Annotated in this window: 13 protein-coding genes; 7 read left to right on the top strand and 6 right to left on the bottom strand. The window is 37.7% G+C overall.

Features of this window, described 5'->3' with window-relative positions; translation table 11 throughout:
- Positions 1-40 precede the first annotated feature (40 nt).
- The 6 genes from QZ657_RS02310 to QZ657_RS02285 all read left to right on the top strand — a co-directional run bounded on the left by QZ657_RS02310 (position 41) and on the right by QZ657_RS02285 (position 7,398).
- Positions 41-919, top strand: coding sequence for a nucleotidyltransferase family protein (locus QZ657_RS02310; RefSeq protein ID WP_291961338.1), 879 nt, complete (start codon positions 41-43; stop codon positions 917-919).
- A 263-nt stretch (positions 920-1,182) separates the two neighbouring features.
- A complete protein-coding gene (locus QZ657_RS02305) occupies positions 1,183-1,548 on the top strand; it encodes a DUF7009 family protein (RefSeq protein ID WP_276471464.1) in 366 nt (121 codons plus the stop codon).
- An 82-nt stretch (positions 1,549-1,630) separates the two neighbouring features.
- A complete protein-coding gene (locus QZ657_RS02300) occupies positions 1,631-3,928 on the top strand; it encodes an FdhF/YdeP family oxidoreductase (protein WP_291964713.1) in 2,298 nt (765 codons plus the stop codon).
- A 239-nt stretch (positions 3,929-4,167) separates the two neighbouring features.
- Positions 4,168-5,031 (top strand): UDP-2,3-diacylglucosamine diphosphatase, encoded by an 864-nt coding sequence (locus QZ657_RS02295; protein WP_291961344.1) that lies wholly within the window; start codon positions 4,168-4,170, stop codon positions 5,029-5,031.
- Positions 5,028-6,026, top strand: coding sequence for a glycosyltransferase family protein (locus QZ657_RS02290; RefSeq protein WP_276471461.1), 999 nt, complete (start codon positions 5,028-5,030; stop codon positions 6,024-6,026). Before QZ657_RS02295 ends, QZ657_RS02290 begins: the two co-directional genes overlap by 4 nt.
- Positions 6,027-6,042: 16 nt before the next feature.
- Positions 6,043-7,398 carry a GH1 family beta-glucosidase gene (locus tag QZ657_RS02285; RefSeq protein ID WP_291964711.1) on the top strand — a complete coding sequence of 452 codons (1,356 nt, stop codon included), beginning with the start codon at positions 6,043-6,045 and terminating at the stop codon, positions 7,396-7,398.
- A gap of 139 nt (positions 7,399-7,537) precedes the next feature.
- On the opposite strand, the gene QZ657_RS02280 is transcribed toward QZ657_RS02285, so the two are convergent.
- The 6 genes from QZ657_RS02280 to QZ657_RS02255 all read right to left on the bottom strand — a co-directional run bounded on the left by QZ657_RS02280 (position 7,538) and on the right by QZ657_RS02255 (position 12,516).
- Positions 7,538-8,716: an acyl-CoA dehydrogenase family protein gene (locus QZ657_RS02280; RefSeq protein ID WP_291961349.1), complete on the bottom strand. Its 1,179-nt coding sequence runs from the start codon at positions 8,714-8,716 to the stop codon at positions 7,538-7,540.
- Positions 8,717-8,771: 55 nt separating this feature from the next.
- Positions 8,772-9,485, bottom strand: coding sequence for a tRNA1(Val) (adenine(37)-N6)-methyltransferase (locus tag QZ657_RS02275; RefSeq protein WP_291964710.1), 714 nt, complete (start codon positions 9,483-9,485; stop codon positions 8,772-8,774).
- 10 nt (positions 9,486-9,495) lie between these two features.
- Positions 9,496-10,209 carry a LytR/AlgR family response regulator transcription factor gene (locus QZ657_RS02270; RefSeq protein ID WP_291964708.1) on the bottom strand — a complete coding sequence of 238 codons (714 nt, stop codon included), beginning with the start codon at positions 10,207-10,209 and terminating at the stop codon, positions 9,496-9,498.
- Complete coding sequence (locus QZ657_RS02265; protein WP_291964706.1) at positions 10,206-11,075, bottom strand: sensor histidine kinase; 870 nt, start codon at positions 11,073-11,075, stop codon at positions 10,206-10,208. Before QZ657_RS02265 ends, QZ657_RS02270 begins: the two co-directional genes overlap by 4 nt.
- Positions 11,076-11,411: 336 nt before the next feature.
- Complete coding sequence (rimM, locus tag QZ657_RS02260) at positions 11,412-11,939, bottom strand: ribosome maturation factor RimM (RefSeq protein ID WP_276471455.1); 528 nt, start codon at positions 11,937-11,939, stop codon at positions 11,412-11,414.
- A 13-nt stretch (positions 11,940-11,952) separates the two neighbouring features.
- Positions 11,953-12,516 (bottom strand): 30S ribosomal protein S16, encoded by a 564-nt coding sequence (locus tag QZ657_RS02255; protein ID WP_276471454.1) that lies wholly within the window; start codon positions 12,514-12,516, stop codon positions 11,953-11,955.
- Between the two features lie 353 nt (positions 12,517-12,869).
- Here QZ657_RS02255 and dnaE point away from each other — a divergent pair, with 353 nt between their 5' ends.
- Positions 12,870-17,306 carry a DNA polymerase III subunit alpha gene (gene dnaE / locus QZ657_RS02250; RefSeq protein WP_291964704.1) on the top strand — a complete coding sequence of 1,479 codons (4,437 nt, stop codon included), beginning with the start codon at positions 12,870-12,872 and terminating at the stop codon, positions 17,304-17,306.
- Positions 17,307-17,382 lie beyond the last annotated feature (76 nt).

Genomic DNA, 17,382 nt, shown 5'->3' with positions numbered 1-17,382 from the left:
AATCACATTCGTTATTTTTGCCCCGTAAATACAGAAAATTATGACATTACTATTAATGGCTGCCGGTAGCGGTAGTAGATATGGAAAATTAAAGCAGTTTGATGATTTAGGTCCTAATGGTGAGTTTTTGATGGAATTTGCCATATATGATGCAATTCAGAATAACTTTGAACAGATAGTAGTTATTACCAAAAAAGAAAATGTTTCTTTTTTGGAGGAACATCTTTCAAAAAGAATTCCTAGCAATATTCAATTGAACGTTCTTGCTCAAGAACTTACAGATTTACCTGACGGAGTTACTTTTACAGGTGAACGTAAAAAACCTTGGGGTACCGCTCATGCAGTTTGGACGGCAAGAAATGTGATCAACGGACCGTTTGTAGTGATCAACGCAGATGATTTTTATGGTCAATCTGCCTACAAAAAAGCGGCGGATTTCATGAAATCGGATGATAGTGCCTATGCACTTTTAGGCTATACCCTTAAAGACACTTTATCTGAGCATGGTTCTGTGTCTAGAGGTGTTTGCGAAGTAAATGGAGATAACCTTGTATCTGTACAAGAGCGATTAAAACTGGTACAACAGGGAGATAAGATTATTGATGAGGATACTAATTTAGAATTTACAGGTAATGAACAGGCCAGTATGAACTTTTGGGTCTGTAGACCATCTATCTTTGATAAGATTGAATCTGAATTTAGAATATTCTTAAAAGATGATGACCGTATCGCCAACAGCGAACTTTACATTCCTTTAATGATACAAGAAATGTTACAGGCCAACGAAATTGAGGTTAAATGTATACCTTCTGGTGGAGATTGGTTTGGTGTAACATATGCCAGTGATAAGGAAAAAGCAATGAACAGTTTAAAGGAAAAATCCGATTCTGGAAAGTACCCTGCGCCTATTTGGAAATAAGCCTTTTCATCAAATACAAGAACCCATTAGATATTGATTTAATGGGTTTTTTTATGCTCAAAACAGACCAAAACTAAAAAGAGTCCGATCTTATCAGACCGGACTCTTTTACGAGAACACTATATGAAAATGAAAAAATTTAATTCGTTTTTAATTACATTGTAAATATATAGGTAAGGTTAAATATTGGAAACAAATTGATGTCAATCGCCCATATTTTGTTGTCAGATGCGCTATTTTTGTTGTGAACTGAATCTATAGTTATGAAAATTAGAATAAAAGGTGATTCTGTACGGTTTAGATTAACCCAATCTGAAGTGAAAACATTATCGGAAAATGGAGAAATTTACGACAGTACAAATTTTGGAACTACAAAATTTAACTATGGTGTAGTATTAAAGAGCGATATTGAGCAATTACATATCAATTTTGAAAACAATAGAATTACCCTTTTTATGCCAGAGGCCAATGGCAGATCCTGGTTTACCAATGACATCATAACTTTTGACCATACCTTGAAAACTACAGCCGGCAATAACCTTTACCTGTTGTTGGAAAAAGATTTTACTTGCTTGGACAATACTATAGAAGACCAATCTGACAATTACCCCAACCCTAAGTTGAGTTAAAATCCCCTATTTTAATCATTTGGGTTACAGTTTTAATTGAAATGATTACAAACGTTACTATTACATTTCTTAAGTTTATTGCATGAACGCAAAAAACGAACGTAACGTCTCTTTTAGAGGGTCTGAGGAATTTCTTGATATTGAAGTAAAAGAACCTGTAACTCATGCAGCAGGTTATTTAGGCGTACGTGAAGCCCTAAAACATACGTTCAAAGAAATGGGCGTATTACGATCAATGCGCACCTTGCTGAGCATGAATCAAAAAGACGGTTTTGATTGCCCAAGTTGTGCATGGCCCGATCCCGAACACCCATCACCTGTAGCTGAGTACTGCGAAAATGGAGCCAAGGCCTTAGGTGATGAAGCTACCACACAACATATTGGTGCAGATTTTTTCAAAAATAATTCTGTAGAAGAACTTTCACAACTTACCGATTATGAACTCAACAAATTTGGGCGCTTAATTGAACCTATGGTATTAAGACCCGGCAACGTTCATTACGAACCAATTTCTTGGCAGGACGCGTTTGATCTGATTGCAGCTGAATTAAAAAAGTTGAACAATCCGGACGAGGCTATCTTTTACACTTCTGGTAGATCCAGTAATGAAGCTGCCTTTTTATATGGCATGTTTGCACGTGCATTAGGCACCAACAACCTTCCGGATTGCTCTAATATGTGCCATGAGAGTAGTGGTGTTGCCTTGGGAGAAACCTTAGGCATAGGCAAGGGATCAACCACTTTAGAGGATTTATACGAAGCAGAAGTCATATTAATAGCCGGGCAAAACCCAGGCACCAATCACCCTAGAATGTTATCCGCATTAGAAAAATGCAAGCAGAACGGTGGTAAGGTCATTAGTATAAATCCGTTAGAAGAATCAGGATTGGTGAATTTTAAAAATCCACAACATATTGGCGGATGGATCGGTGGTGGTGAAGACATGGCAGATATTCATTTGGCGGTCAACATTAACCAAGATATACCTCTGGTAAAGTTAATTTTAAAGAAATTAGTTGCCTTAGAAGAAAAAGGAAATACAGTTTTTGACCACGTTTTTATTGAAAAATATACAGATGGTTATGAGTCCTTGATTTCTGATTTAAAAAATTACAATGCGGAAGACCTATTGGCGCAAACTGGCGTATCCGAAGAAAAAATAAACGACACGGTTACATTATTGGCGAATAAATCTAAAATTATAGTGTGTTGGGCAATGGGTCTTACCCAACACAAGAATGGCGTAGAAAATATTAGAGAGTTCATAAATCTTCTATTGTTGAAAGGAGCCATTGGAAAACCAAATGCAGGTACATGTCCGGTACGTGGGCACAGTAATGTACAAGGTGATCGTAGCGTAGGCATTCAACACTTTGTTGATGAGGGTTTAAATACCCGTATTAAAGAACACCTAGGTTTTACACCACCTAACCATGAAGGGATAGATGTCGTAGGTACATTAAAAGCAATGTATGAAGGTAACGCCAAAGTATTTATGTGCTTGGGCGGCAATTTTTTAATGGCGGCATCTGATACAGAATATACCGCAAAGGGAATTCAAAATTGCGATTTAACGGTACAGATCAGTACCAAATTAAACCGTACACATTTAATCACCGGAAAAACCGCTTTGATCTTACCGACTATTGGAAGGTCTGAAAAAGATTTGAAAAATGGCAAGCCCCGTCATTTTACCGTTGAAAATAGTATGGGAAGGGTAAAACAATCAAGAGGGATTTTAAAACCAGCCTCGGAGGCCATCATGAGCGAACCGGAAATTATTGCCAATCTAGGGCATTCCTTATTTGGCGAAGAACATCCTATGAACTGGAAATCTTTAGGTGAAGATTATGAATTGATCAGAAAAAGAATCGACCAAGTTGCAAAAGGTTTTAATGATACCGAAGAACGTTCAAAAGGCGCAGGCTATTACTTGCCAAATAATGTTCGCGAATTGGATTTTAGCATGTTACCAAACGGTAAAGCACAATTTACAATTAACAAACTACCTGAACACACTTTGGCAAAAGATGAATATATGCTTATGACCATACGTTCTCACGATCAGTTCAACACAACTATTTATGGTTTAGACGACCGTTACAGAGGCGTTTATAACGCAAGACGGGTCATCTTCATGAATATAGATGACATGAAAGCTGTTGGTCTTAACAAGTTAGATGTAGTTGACATCACCAGCACTTATGATGACATTGTAAGAACCGCCCATAATTTTAAGATCGTTCCATATAATATTCCATCGGGAAATCTGGCTTCTTATTTTCCGGAGACCAATGTTTTGGTACCCTTCAATCATTTTGCAGATCGTAGTAAAACACCGATCAGTAAGTCGGTAAAGGTAAGGTTGGTAAAGAAATAGTTAACCAACATTATACTGAAATTCAATTACATAACAATCTGGTAACTAAAAAATAAGTTACCAGTAACCTACCCACGCGCATATTTTTTGAAACTTTACGACTATAAGTTTCACTATATGAAATCTATTGAATTGACCTTGACTTCAACTACCCCTACCACCTATTATACTGAATTAGAGGTAAAACTACCCCATAGTACTTTCTTAAGGTTTTCAAGAAAGAAACCTATACATATTTTATGAAAAAAAGACATGTAGACATTGTGGTCATTTCCGATGTTCATTTAGGCACATATGGTTGCCACGCCAAAGAGCTTCTAAAGTATATGAAATCTATAAGGCCAAAAGAAGTAATCCTTAATGGCGACATTGTGGATATCTGGCAATTTAGTAAGCGGTATTGGCCTAAATCTCACATGAAAGTAGTTAAACTTCTATTGGATTGGGTTGCAAAAGGAATTCCCGTACACTATGTTACCGGAAACCATGATGAACTATTGCGCAAGTTTACAGGCAATAGAATGGGTTCTTTAAGTATTGTCAATAAAATGGTAATTCCTCTAGAAGACAAAAAAGCATGGATTTTTCATGGCGATGTTTTTGATGTAACCATGCAACATTCTAAATGGGTAGCCAAACTTGGAGCAAAAGGTTATGACTTTTTAATTGTCTTGAATAGAGCCATTAATTTCATCAGCAAAAAAATAGGAAAAGGACCTATTTCCATGTCCAAAAAAATTAAAAACGGTGTAAAGTCTGCCGTTAAGTTCATTAACGACTTTGAGCATATTGCAGCAGATATTGCCATAGAAAATGGGTACGACTATGTAATATGTGGACATATTCACCAACCTGAAATCAGAAAGATAAAAACGGATAAAGGAGAGGTCATCTATTTAAATTCTGGAGATTGGATCGAGAATTTAACCGCACTGGAATATCATAACGGGCAATGGAAATTATATTCATATCTAGAAGACCAACTCACCATAGACCACAAGGAAGATAGTAAAGAAGAAACATTTGTCTTAGAAAAAGCAGAACTATTTCAAAGCCTACTAGAGGAGTTTAGAATTAGTGGAATGACACAGCAGAGTAAATGAGAGTACTATACGCAATACAAGGTACCGGAAACGGACACTTGAGCAGAGCAAGAGATGTTATACCCGCATTATTAAAGCATCATATATCATTGGATATTTTAGTAAGCGGCATACAAGCTGATATTAAGTTACCCTACCCCATTAAGTATCAATTAAAAGGGTTAAGTTTTATTTTTGGCAAAAAAGGTGGCGTAGATGTTTGGAAAACCTACTACAGAGCCAATTCTATGCGCTTACAGAAAGAAATTAAAAGTATACCTGTAGAAGATTACGACCTGATCATAAATGACTTTGAGCCTGTTACGGCCTGGGCATGTAAACTTAAAAATAAACCATGTTTCAGTCTCAGCCACCAGGCGGCGGTACTATCTAGTTTGGCGCCAAAACCAAAGAAGAAAGATAGAATGGGCAAATGGATTTTAAACAACTATGCCCCAACAAGTCAGCAATTTGGATTACATTTTAAATCCTATGAAGACAATATTTACACACCTATAATAAGAGATGATATAAGGTCAGCATCAATTTCCCAAGGTGAACATTACACAGTTTACCTTCCCTCTTATAGTGATGAAAAACTCCTGAATTTCTTAAGCAAGATGAAAAGTGCCAAATGGGAAGTTTTCTCTAAACACAACACCTATGAATACTTCAACAAAAACATTCATATAAAACCTATTACAAACACAGCTTTTGTAAAGAGTATGGCTACCAGTAAAGGCGTCTTATGCGGCGCCGGTTTTGAAGCGCCTGCAGAAAGTCTTTATATGCAAAAAAAATTGCTCGTAGTACCTATGAAAGGTCAGTATGAACAACAATGTAATGCAGCTGCATTGGCAGAAATGGGTGTTCCGGTTATAAAATCACTAAAGAAAAAACATCTGGACAAAGTAAAACATTGGTTAAACACAGATACTATCGTACCAGTGGAATACCCGGATATTACCGATAAAATAGTTTCAAAACTTTTAGAAGAATCTTTAGTACTACGCTAAAAAAGCTCGTATTTCATTGAAAACATATAAAGAAGCCATTTTAAACGCATCAGATTTTGGTGAAGATTTTATATGGGGAGTATCTACCGCAGCATACCAAATTGAGGGCGCATATGATCTTCATGGCAAAGGACCATCTATTTGGGACAAATTTACCGCTACACCCAAAACAATCTTAAACGGGGACAATGCAAATGTTTCATGTGACTTTTACCATAGATACAAAGAAGACATCTTGTTAATGAAATCGATGAATATTGACAACTATCGTTTCTCGATCTCATGGCCAAGGGTTTTACCCAACGGTACAGGAGCTATCAATAAAGCAGGAATTGAATTTTATAATGATGTCATCAATTTCTGTTTAGATCAAAATATAACCCCTTGGGTTACTTTGTATCATTGGGATCTGCCACAAAACTTAGAAGAAAAAGGCGGGTGGACCAATAGAGACATTTTAAATTGGTTTTCAGAATTCACTAAAGTGTGTGCAAACGCTTTTGGAGATCGGGTAAAAAACTGGATGGTATTGAACGAACCTATGGTTTTTATAGGCGCCGGATACTTTTTAGGCGTTCATGCACCTGGTAAAAAAGGACTTAAAAATTTTCTGCCAGCAGCACATCATGCAGTTTTGTGCCAGGCGGAAGGCGGCAGATTACTTCGCAAACTTGTACCTAAAGCGCATATAGGCACTACATTTTCATGTTCACAAATTACACCTTACAGAAACAATAAAAGAGATAGAAAAACAGCCGTTCAGGTCGATGCTTTGCTTAATCGTTTATTTATTGAGCCCGCGCTTGGGTTAGGTTATCCCATAAACGAAGCTCCGGTTCTAAAGAAACTTCAGCCTTACATCCAATCTACCGATATGGAAGATTGCCAGTTCAATTTTGACTTTATCGGTATCCAGAACTATACACGGGAGAAGGTAAAATACAGCCTTTTTGTACCCTATATAAAAGCTAAAATTGTTAAGGCCAGTAAGAGAAACGTACAAACCACATTGATGGATTGGGAAGTGTACCCGCCCAGCATTTACAATATGATCAAAAAATATAACGACTACCCCCAAATCAAAAAAATAATCATCACAGAAAACGGGGCCGCTTTTAAGGATACCATGTTCGAAAAAAAAATTGACGATACCCAACGTAAAGATTTCCTAAAACGGTACTTAAGTCAAGTACTAAAGGCAAAACAAGAAGGGTTGAATATCCATGGTTATTTTGTGTGGACCTTTACAGATAATTTTGAGTGGGCAGAAGGTTACCATCCTAGATTTGGATTGGTACACATAGATTTTAAAACATTGAAGAGAACAATTAAAGAATCGGGAAAATGGTTTTCCAATTTTCTATCAAGCTAAAATAAGGGCACAAAAAAAGCCGATGCTCCCATCGGCTTAAGCTTTTATCCAAAAAACATGTACACATCTTACTAGCGCAAGACAAAGATAGCAGTCGTTTTTTGTATTGATGTTAAGGGTAAACTACCAAAATGTTACGTTATTGAAAAGCTGGCATTCCTGTAATATCGGCACCTGTTATCAGCAAATGAATATCATGTGTACCCTCATAGGTAATTACGCTTTCTAAATTCATCATATGTCTCATAATACTATACTCGCCGGTAATACCCATACCACCTAAAACCTGCCTAGCCTCACGTGCTATTTTTATGGCCATTTCTACATTATTTCTTTTTGCCATAGATATTTGGGCAGAAGTTGCCTTGCCTTGGTTTTTTAATTGACCTAGTCTAAAAGCCAATAACTGGGCCTTGGTAATCTCCGTAATCATTTCTGCCAATTTCTTTTGCTGCAATTGTGTTGCCGCAATAGGTTTACCAAATTGAATGCGTTCTTTGGCATATCTTAATGCGGTATCATAACAATCCATAGCAGCACCTATGGCACCCCAAGAAATACCGAATCTGGCAGAGTCCAAACATCCCAGTGGCGCTCCTAAACCAGATTTATTGGGTAACAGATTTTCTTTAGGGACCTTTACATTATCAAATATCAATTCACCGGTAGCCGAAGCTCTCAAGGACCATTTATTATGTGTTTCAGGAGTTGTAAAACCTTCCATACCACGTTCCACGATCAAACCATGAATACGACCTTCTTCATTCTTTGCCCACACCACGGCAATATCGCAGAATGGCGAATTGGAAATCCAAAGTTTGGCACCGTTCAAAAGATAGTGGTCTCCCATGTCCTTATACTTGGTTTCCATACCACTAGGATTAGAACCATGGTTTGGTTCTGTCAACCCAAAAGACCCCATCCATTCGCCAGTAGCCAACTTAGGCAGGTATTTTTTACGTTGTTCTTCGGTTCCATAGGTATAGATAGGATACATAACCAAGGAAGACTGTACGGATGCCGTTGAACGAACACCACTATCTCCCCTTTCAATTTCTTGCATAATAAGTCCGTAACTTATTTGGTCCAGTCCGGCACCACCATATACTTCAGGAATGTATGGTCCAAAAGCACCGATCTCCGCCAAACCTTTAATAATTTGCTTCGGAAATTCCGCTTTTTGGGCAAATTCCTCTATAATCGGAGATACATCTCTCTTTACCCATTGGCGTGCGGCATCACGAACCAACAATTGTTCTTCTGATAGTAAATCGTCCAAGTTATAATAGTCTGGTGCTTCAAATAGATCTGGTTTCATAACAATGCTTTTCTCAAAGATAAATAAAGAAATATAACATTACACAAGGTTAAAGTTACATATCTAAGTAATATGCTTTGGTTAAATTCACATAATCAATGGTATATTGATGTCTACTACTTTCAATAATTAATTCTGATGTTTTATAATCTTGTTCTTTACGGGAAAAAGCTAATAAAACACGTTTGGTATCTGCGTTAGAATTTCCTTTTACATGCAAACATTCGTTAACGAACAAGTTTACATCTGCCGCCAATTTTACAAAAGCATCTTTTTCCTTAAAAGGTATAATGGTAGAGAACAACCCATTTTCTGCCAACAACTTTGAAACGCCTTCTAACAATTCATTAAAAGGAAGAAACTCGTTTTGTCGTGCTTGGTCTCGTTGCACATTACCTGAACTAACGGTTTCAGAATAAAATGGCGGATTGCAAACGATCAATTCATATTGATCTTCAATCTCATCAACAAACTCGTCTAGACCGGCATGATAACAGTATAAACGATCTCCCCAAGGCGATATTTCAAAATTTTCAACACATTGCTCATAGGCATCCGCATCAATCTCTATTGCATCTATTACCTCGGCGTTGCTTCTTTGTGCCAGCATTAAGGCGATAACTCCCGTACCGGCTCCAATATCAAGAATAGAATCTGGATTGTGCCGTATACTGGTCCACGCACCAAGCAATACGCCATCCGTACCAATTTTCATAGCACAGCGATCTTGGTTGATACTGAATTGTTTAAATTTAAATAGCTTGCTCAATATAAATGTACTAATCAGTTAAATTATTTAAAATCCTACTTTTTGCATCCGTTAAATAACTTCTACCTATGGTATATCTAATACCACCAATTTCTACACTATTGCCCTCAACCACGCTTACCTTATCTACGGCGATAGTATAGGAACGATGAATTCTAATAAAGCTATCTTTTGGAAGCTCATCCGTAAAACTACTTAAAGTCCTATGAATAATGTATTTGTTAGAAGGGGTAATTATTCTAATATAATCCTTTAGGCTTTCTATCACCATAATTTCGTCTAGATAGATTTTCTGCAGTTTCTTTTTATCCACTTTAACGAAGATGGATGCTTTTACGTCTTTAGCAGATATATTACTGTCAGAACCTCTTTTTAAATCGATAACACGGTCTACAGCTTTAAAAAAACGAGGCAATGATATTGGTTTTACCAAGTAATCTATAGCTTGTAGCTCAAAACTTTTTAAAGCATGTTCTTCATGTGCCGTAGTCATAATTACAAATGGTTTGGTTTGTAAGGTGCTTAAAAACTCCAAGCCGTTAAGTAGGGGCATATTGATATCCAAAAACAAAATATCCACTTGATGGTCCCTTACATAAGAAGATGCGTCTATGGCGTTAGAGAAAGTACGCTCTAACTGCAGCTCCTTTACTCTTTCAATATAATTTTTAAGCACATTTATTGCTAACGGCTCGTCATCTACAACTATAACTTTCAAAATCATATCACCTTAAGCTTTAAAAAAACATTGAACATATTATCCTCTTCAAAAATCTTTAGATCGTAATCGTTTTTACCATACCCTAACTCTAACCGTTTTTTTACATTAGAGAGCCCAATGCCACCTTGTTCCTTAATATCTCCATAGTCATTATTTACCGGTGGAATGGAGTTAGATACTTTAAAATCCATAAAACGGTCGTACACCTCTACATTGATACTGATCTTCATTTCGCCAATATTTTTATTTGCCCCGTGCTTAAAACAGTTTTCAATAAGTGGGATCAGAAGCATTGGTGGTATTTTACAATTAGTAATATCGCCAGAAATATTCATATCTACCTCTAACGCATCATTAAACCGAATACGCTCCAAATCTATGTAATTTCTAATACAATTAATTTCACTTGTTAAATCTTGACGCTGTTTTTTAGTGGCATACAGCAGATATCGCATTAATTCAGACAACTTTAAAATAACCTCGGACGCCTGGTCAGATTTTTCCAAAGTTAAAGCGTAAATATTATTTAAGGTATTAAAGAAAAAATGCGGAGATACCTGTGATCTTAAAAAACGAAGTTCTGTAGTAAGTTGCCGTTTTTCAAGATTATGCAGTTTACTACTTTCACGCAACCAATCTATGGTCAATTTAATAGCTGTAAAAAACGATATTACATACACCTCCCCGATCATTGTTTGCACCGCATACCCAATTGTCAATGAATCTATAACCTCTTGCGCTTCGGGCATTACATCTTTACTTACCAAATAATACGTTAGATTGTACTTGACCAAGAGCATTGATACCAAAGCCAAAAGTATACACACCGTATATTGAACATATTTTTTGGTATATATAAATTTGGGCATTAAATAATATGCATTTAAATAAGCCAAAAAAATGTGTATGGGAAAACCGATTAAATTGGTATGTAACGATAATAAAAAGTCATCATGAATAAACGTCCAACGAAACGTATTGAAGACGAAGTAAACCAACCAGAATAAAATATGGTGCCAAGGTTTAATATCTGTTGTACCTAAAAAATTTGGTCTGCGTAAAAACTTTCTTAATCTAACATCCACATTGGAAAATTAGTGTTTTTAACCAAGCAATACACAATTGGATAATTGTAATTCTATAAAAGCATGGTTGTCCGCTTTCGTACCAAATAATTCAAAAAATGGTTTTGTAATGCAAAATAATTATGAGAGATATAGATCTACTAGACCTTCTGGTGTAGTAACAAGAATACGTTTATTCTCCCGATCTACCTTTGTAATGATATCATCGTTTATAGGTATCAATAATTGAGCACCGTCTTTTTCTACCTCAAAAAGCGCTTGGGCCGTAGTATCGTTTACGCTCTGTATAATACCAATATCACCGTGAACGGAATCTATCATGGTAAAACCGATAATTTCGTGGTAATAAAATTTATTCCCTGTAAGTTTGGGCAACATGGTAAGGGGCAAATAAAGTCCGGATTTCATGATGCGATCTGCATCAGATTCAGACTTTACCTCTTCAAAATCTATACGAAGTAAGTTAGATTTATGAAGTCGGCATCTTTTAATAAAAAATGGAACCAGATTGTTTCCTAAAGAAACGAATACTGATTCCATATTTTCGTAAATCTCGGGATCATCAGTATCTAGTTTTACCAGTACCTCACCTTTGAAACTATATTTTGAAACGATATTACCTAGGTAGAAACAATCTTCCTTGCGCATCGTTTCTTATAATTTATGCTTTATCATCTTCAGCAGGAGCCTCGGTAGCTTGTTCTGGCTCACCAGCAGCTTCAACGGCCTCTACTTCAGCTTCAGCGTCTTCACCTTCGGCAACTTCTGGTAAAGCAGCAGCGGCAGCTTCAGCGGCACGCTTGTCGTTTACTTCTTTTTCTGCTTTAAGTGCAGCAGCTCTAGCTTCAGCTTTTTCTTTGTCCAATCCACCAACTTTATCGGCAATTGCAGCTTCTTTTTCAGCAACCCAAGCGTTGAATTTTTCTTCAGCTTGCTCTTCGGTCAATGCACCTTTACGAACACCACCTAATAAATGATGCTTTAAAAGAACACCTCTATAAGAAAGAATAGCTCTTGCAGTATCTGTTGGCTGTGCTCCGTTTTGTAACCACTTTACAGAACTATCAACATTAAGCTCAATTGTTGCAGGGTTTGTATTAGGATTGTAGATACCTAATTTTTCCAAAAATTTACCATCTCTTTTTGCTCTTGCATCTGCAGCAACTACCCAATAGAATGGTTTACCTTTTTTACCGTGTCTTTGTAATCTAATTTTTACTGGCATATCACATTAATTTGTAGGGTGCCCGACCCTTGATTATTAATTCTATTTTTTAAAATCGTTCGCCATCAGTAAAAAAGCTTATCTGAAAGCGGGTGCAAATATAATTTAAAATGCTGAATTGGCAACAATGTTTTAAAGTTATTTGAATCAACTAACCCGAAAATCTTTTCAAGGTTTAAAAACACTCAAATTCAATCCTTTAAATCAGGAATAGCCCTAAGCAAAATAACTAAAAATTTAACCGTTAATAACTCCTAGCAACTACGTTTTTTGCAACACCTACTTTTTCGTAATTTTATACGCACTTTTTAGGTCAAATACCTGACCGCTTTTGAACACACAGAATACACAATATGTACCTCATCTTTGATACCGAAACTACCGGTCTTCCTAAAAACTGGAACGCACCTATAACCGACACTGACAACTGGCCACGCTGTATACAGATTGCATGGCAGTTACATGACGATATGGGAAATTGTATTGAGCATGAAGATTATCTGGTTCGTCCTGAAGGATTCAATATTCCATACGATGCCGAACAAATTCACGGTATTTCCACGGAACTGGCCGAACAAAAAGGTGTTTCTCTTGCAGAGGTTTTAGAGAAATTCAACATAGCTATGTCCAAAACAAAATTCATTGTTGGGCAAAATGTTGGGTTCGATGTTAATATTATGGGAGCGGAATTTCACCGTTTAGGGGTTGAGAATCCGTTGCAAGAATTACCTGTTCTAGACACTTGTACAGAGCATACGGCTCAATTATGCCAAATACCCGGTGGCCGTGGTGGTAAGTTTAAACTACCGACATTAACGGAACTTCATGAGTTTTTGTTCGGTGAACCATTTGGTGAAGCGCACAATGCAACTGCCGATGTTGAGGCAACTACGCGTTGTTTTCTAGAGCTTATTCGTAAGCAACAATACACCAAAGAACAGTTAGACGTTCAGCCCGATTATTTTAAGAATTTCTCGGAAGCAAATCCGCAAGAGATTCAACTTATCGGCTTAAAGCACATTAACCTCAAGAAAGCATCGAAAAAAATTGCCGATGCACTTTGGGCAAAAGATACAGGCGGTGTTTCTCAAGAAGAGATAGAAGAAAACTTAGCTACTTTAGAGAATGCAAGTTTTGCACATTTACACAATCACACACAATTCTCCATATTACAATCTACCATAAGCGTACCTGACTTGGTGAAAGCAGCGGCAAAAGCCAATATGCCGGCTGTTGCCATGACAGATCACGCAAATATGATGGGTGCCTTTCACTTTGTAAACGGAGTTTTGAACCACAACAAAGGAGTGGTTTCTAGAAACGAGGCCAACCAAAAAAGATTTGAAGCCACCCAAAATGGTACACTTGAAGAAGGCCAGGAACCCTTAAACGAATTACCGGAACCTGAACAGGAAATTACACCGATCATAGGATGTGAATTTCAAGTTTGCGAGGATCATACCAATAAGTCCCAAAAAGATAACGGCTACCAGATTGTAATGCTCGCCAAGAGCAAAAAAGGATATCTGAATCTGGCAAAAATGTCCTCAATTGCTTTTGTTAGCGGTAAATATTACGTACCACGTATAGATAAAAAAATTGTTGAGCAGTACAAGGAAGATGTAATGGTACTTACAGGAAACTTATATGGTGAAGTTCCTAGCAAAGTATTGAACGTTGGTGAAAACCAGGCAGAAGAAGCCTTGATCTGGTGGAAAGAAACTTTTGGCGATGACCTTTACATAGAAATCATGCGTCACGGACAGGAAGATGAAGACCGTGTAAACCAGGTATTGATAAAATTTGCAAAAAAGCATAATGTAAAGTTGGTAGCCACCAACAACACGTATTACGTAGAAAAAGAAAATGCCCATGCACATGATATTCTTCTTTGTGTAAAAGATGGTGAAAAACAGGCTACACCCATAGGCCGTGGTCGCGGATACCGTTACGGGCTGCCCAACCAAGAATACTATTTTAAGTCATCTGAAGAGATGAAGGAGCTTTTTAAGGATATTCCCGAAGCCATCATCAACATTCAAGAAATTATAGATAAGGTAGAAACTTTTACCTTGGCACGTGATGTATTGTTACCTGCGTTCGATATACCAGAAGAATTTCAATTTGAAGAAGACAAACTAGACGGTGGTAAACGCGGCGAGAATAAATTTTTACGCCATATTACTTATGAAGGTGCCAAGAAAAGATATGGGGAAATTACTCCCGAAATTGACGAGCGTTTAGATTTTGAGCTTAAAGTAATCGAAAAAACCGGTTATCCAGGTTACTTCTTGATCGTGGAAGATTTCATTAGGGCAGCAAGGACCATGGATGTATCCGTAGGCCCTGGTCGTGGATCCGCCGCAGGTTCCGCCGTTGCCTATTGCTTATGGATTACGAATTTAGATCCAATTAAGTACGACCTTCTTTTTGAGCGTTTCCTGAATCCGGATCGTGTAAGTATGCCCGATATTGATATTGACTTTGATGATGAAGGGCGTGGTCGTGTAATGGACTACGTAATTGATAAATACGGTGCAAACCAAGTAGCTCAAATTATCACTTATGGCACCATGGCCGCAAAATCTGCTATTAGAGATACGGCACGTGCCTTAGATTTGCCATTGCAAGATTCTGATCGCATGGCAAAGTTGATACCAGACATGTCCAAGCTAAAAAAGATTATTGGGGTAGATGAAAAGGTATTACGTTCAAAATTCAGGTCAGAAGATTTAGAAAAGATAAACGAACTTTTAGCAATTTCCGAAGGCGATGGTCCTGAATCTGAAACCTTAAATCAGGCCTATATCTTAGAAGGTTCGGTTCGTAACACCGGTATTCATGCCTGCGGGGTCATAATTACGCCAGATGATATCACCAAATTCGTTCCCGTTGCCCTAGCGAAAGATTCAGAAATGTATTGTACGCAGTTTGACAACTCTGTTGTGGAAGATGCGGGATTACTGAAGATGGATTTCTTGGGACTGAAAACACTGACCCTGATCAAGGATACCGTTAAAATTGTAAAAGCGAAACATGGTATTGAATTAGACCCTGAAAATTTTCCTTTAGACGATATAAAAACGTACGAGCTCTTTCAAAGAGGAGAAACGGTAGGTGTTTTCCAATATGAATCTCCCGGAATGCAGAAGCACATGAGATCGCTGAAACCAACGGTATTTGCGGATCTTATTGCCATGAACGCCTTGTACCGACCTGGTCCTATGGAATACATACCAAGTTTCATTGCCCGTAAGCACGGTACCGAAGAAATTGTATATGATCTTGATGCCTGTGAGGAATACTTAGCGGAAACCTATGGCATTACCGTATACCAAGAGCAAGTGATGCTGCTATCGCAGAAATTGGCAGACTTTACAAAAGGTGAAGCTGATGTCTTGCGTAAGGCAATGGGTAAAAAGCAAAAGCATGTACTGGACAAGATGAAGCCAAAGTTCATTGAACAAGCTTCGGCCAAAGGGCATGCCGTTGACAAACTGGAAAAAATCTGGAAAGACTGGGAAGCATTTGCCGCTTATGCCTTTAACAAATCGCACTCCACTTGCTATGCCTGGATCGCTTACCAAACCGCATATTGCAAGGCCCACTACCCTGCCGAGTATATGGCCGCGGTACTGAGCAATAATATGAACGACATTAAGCAGGTTACCTTCTTTATGGAAGAATGTAAGCGTATGGGCCTAGAAGTTCTTGGTCCAGACGTAAACGAATCTTACTACAAGTTTGCCGTGAACGATGCCGGTGCCGTACGTTTTGGCATGGGCGCCGTAAAAGGTGTTGGTCGTGGTGCTGTAGAAACCATCGTTGAAAACAGAAAAGAAGACGGACCGTATAAATCCGTTTTTGATTTTGCAAAGCGTATAGACCTTCGCGCAGCCAACAAAAAAGCATTTGAAAGTTTGGCCGTCGCAGGAGGCTTTGATTCCTTTGGCGATACACACAGGGCCCAATACTTTCACAGTGAAGGAGACGGAGTTACCTTTTTGGAAAAAACCATAAAATATGGTGCTAAATTCCAAGAAAGCGAAAACTCTAGCCAAGTAAGTTTGTTCGGAGATGCCAGTGAAGTGCAAATACCGGAACCTGTGGTGCCGCCATGTGAAGAATGGGGTACCATGGAAAAACTTCGTCGCGAAAAAGAAGTTGTAGGCATTTATATTTCAGGTCACCCGTTAGATGATTTTAAAACGGAAGTGAAAGCATTCTGTAACGCCAACATAGCTTGCGTAAATGACCTACCCACCTACGTTAATAGGGAACTCACCTTTGCTGCGGTAATTACAGATGTGCAGCACAGAGTATCTAAAAACGGAAAAGGCTGGGCGGCATTTACCATGGAAGATTATACGGACTCCTATGAATTCCGGATTTTTGGGGAAGAGTATCTAAAATTCAGGCATTTTTTAATGGTCAATTCGTTTGCCTACGTTAAATTATTTGTTCGCGATGGATGGATGAATAAGGACACCGGAAAAAAAGGAGACCCTAGAATGCAGTTCAATAGCTTTATGCTTTTACAAGAAGTGATGGAGACCTACGCCAGAAAACTTACCATAAAATTGAACATTGCCGATTTAAAAGAGGAAAATGTACGAACCTTAAAAGACACCTTTACAAATCATAAAGGGGAACACCCGGTCAACTTTATTGTGTATGAAATGAAAGAGAAAATTAAGGTGACATTAAATAGTAGAAAACAAAAAGTCAATATTTCTACAGAGTTATTACAACTTTTAGAAAAACAAGACGTTCACTTTAAACTGAATTAGAATCTTAAGTACTATGCTACGCTAATTAAAATTTACTTTTGTTTAGTTGTAGATGTAAGAAAAGAACTATATAAAC

It is taken from the genome of Maribacter sp. (genome assembly GCA_020629415.1).
GTDB classification, from domain to species: Bacteria; Bacteroidota; Bacteroidia; order Flavobacteriales; family Flavobacteriaceae; genus Maribacter; species Maribacter huludaoensis.
Note: the sequence above shows the minus strand (reverse complement) of the source record. Positions and strands in the feature narration are given on the sequence as shown.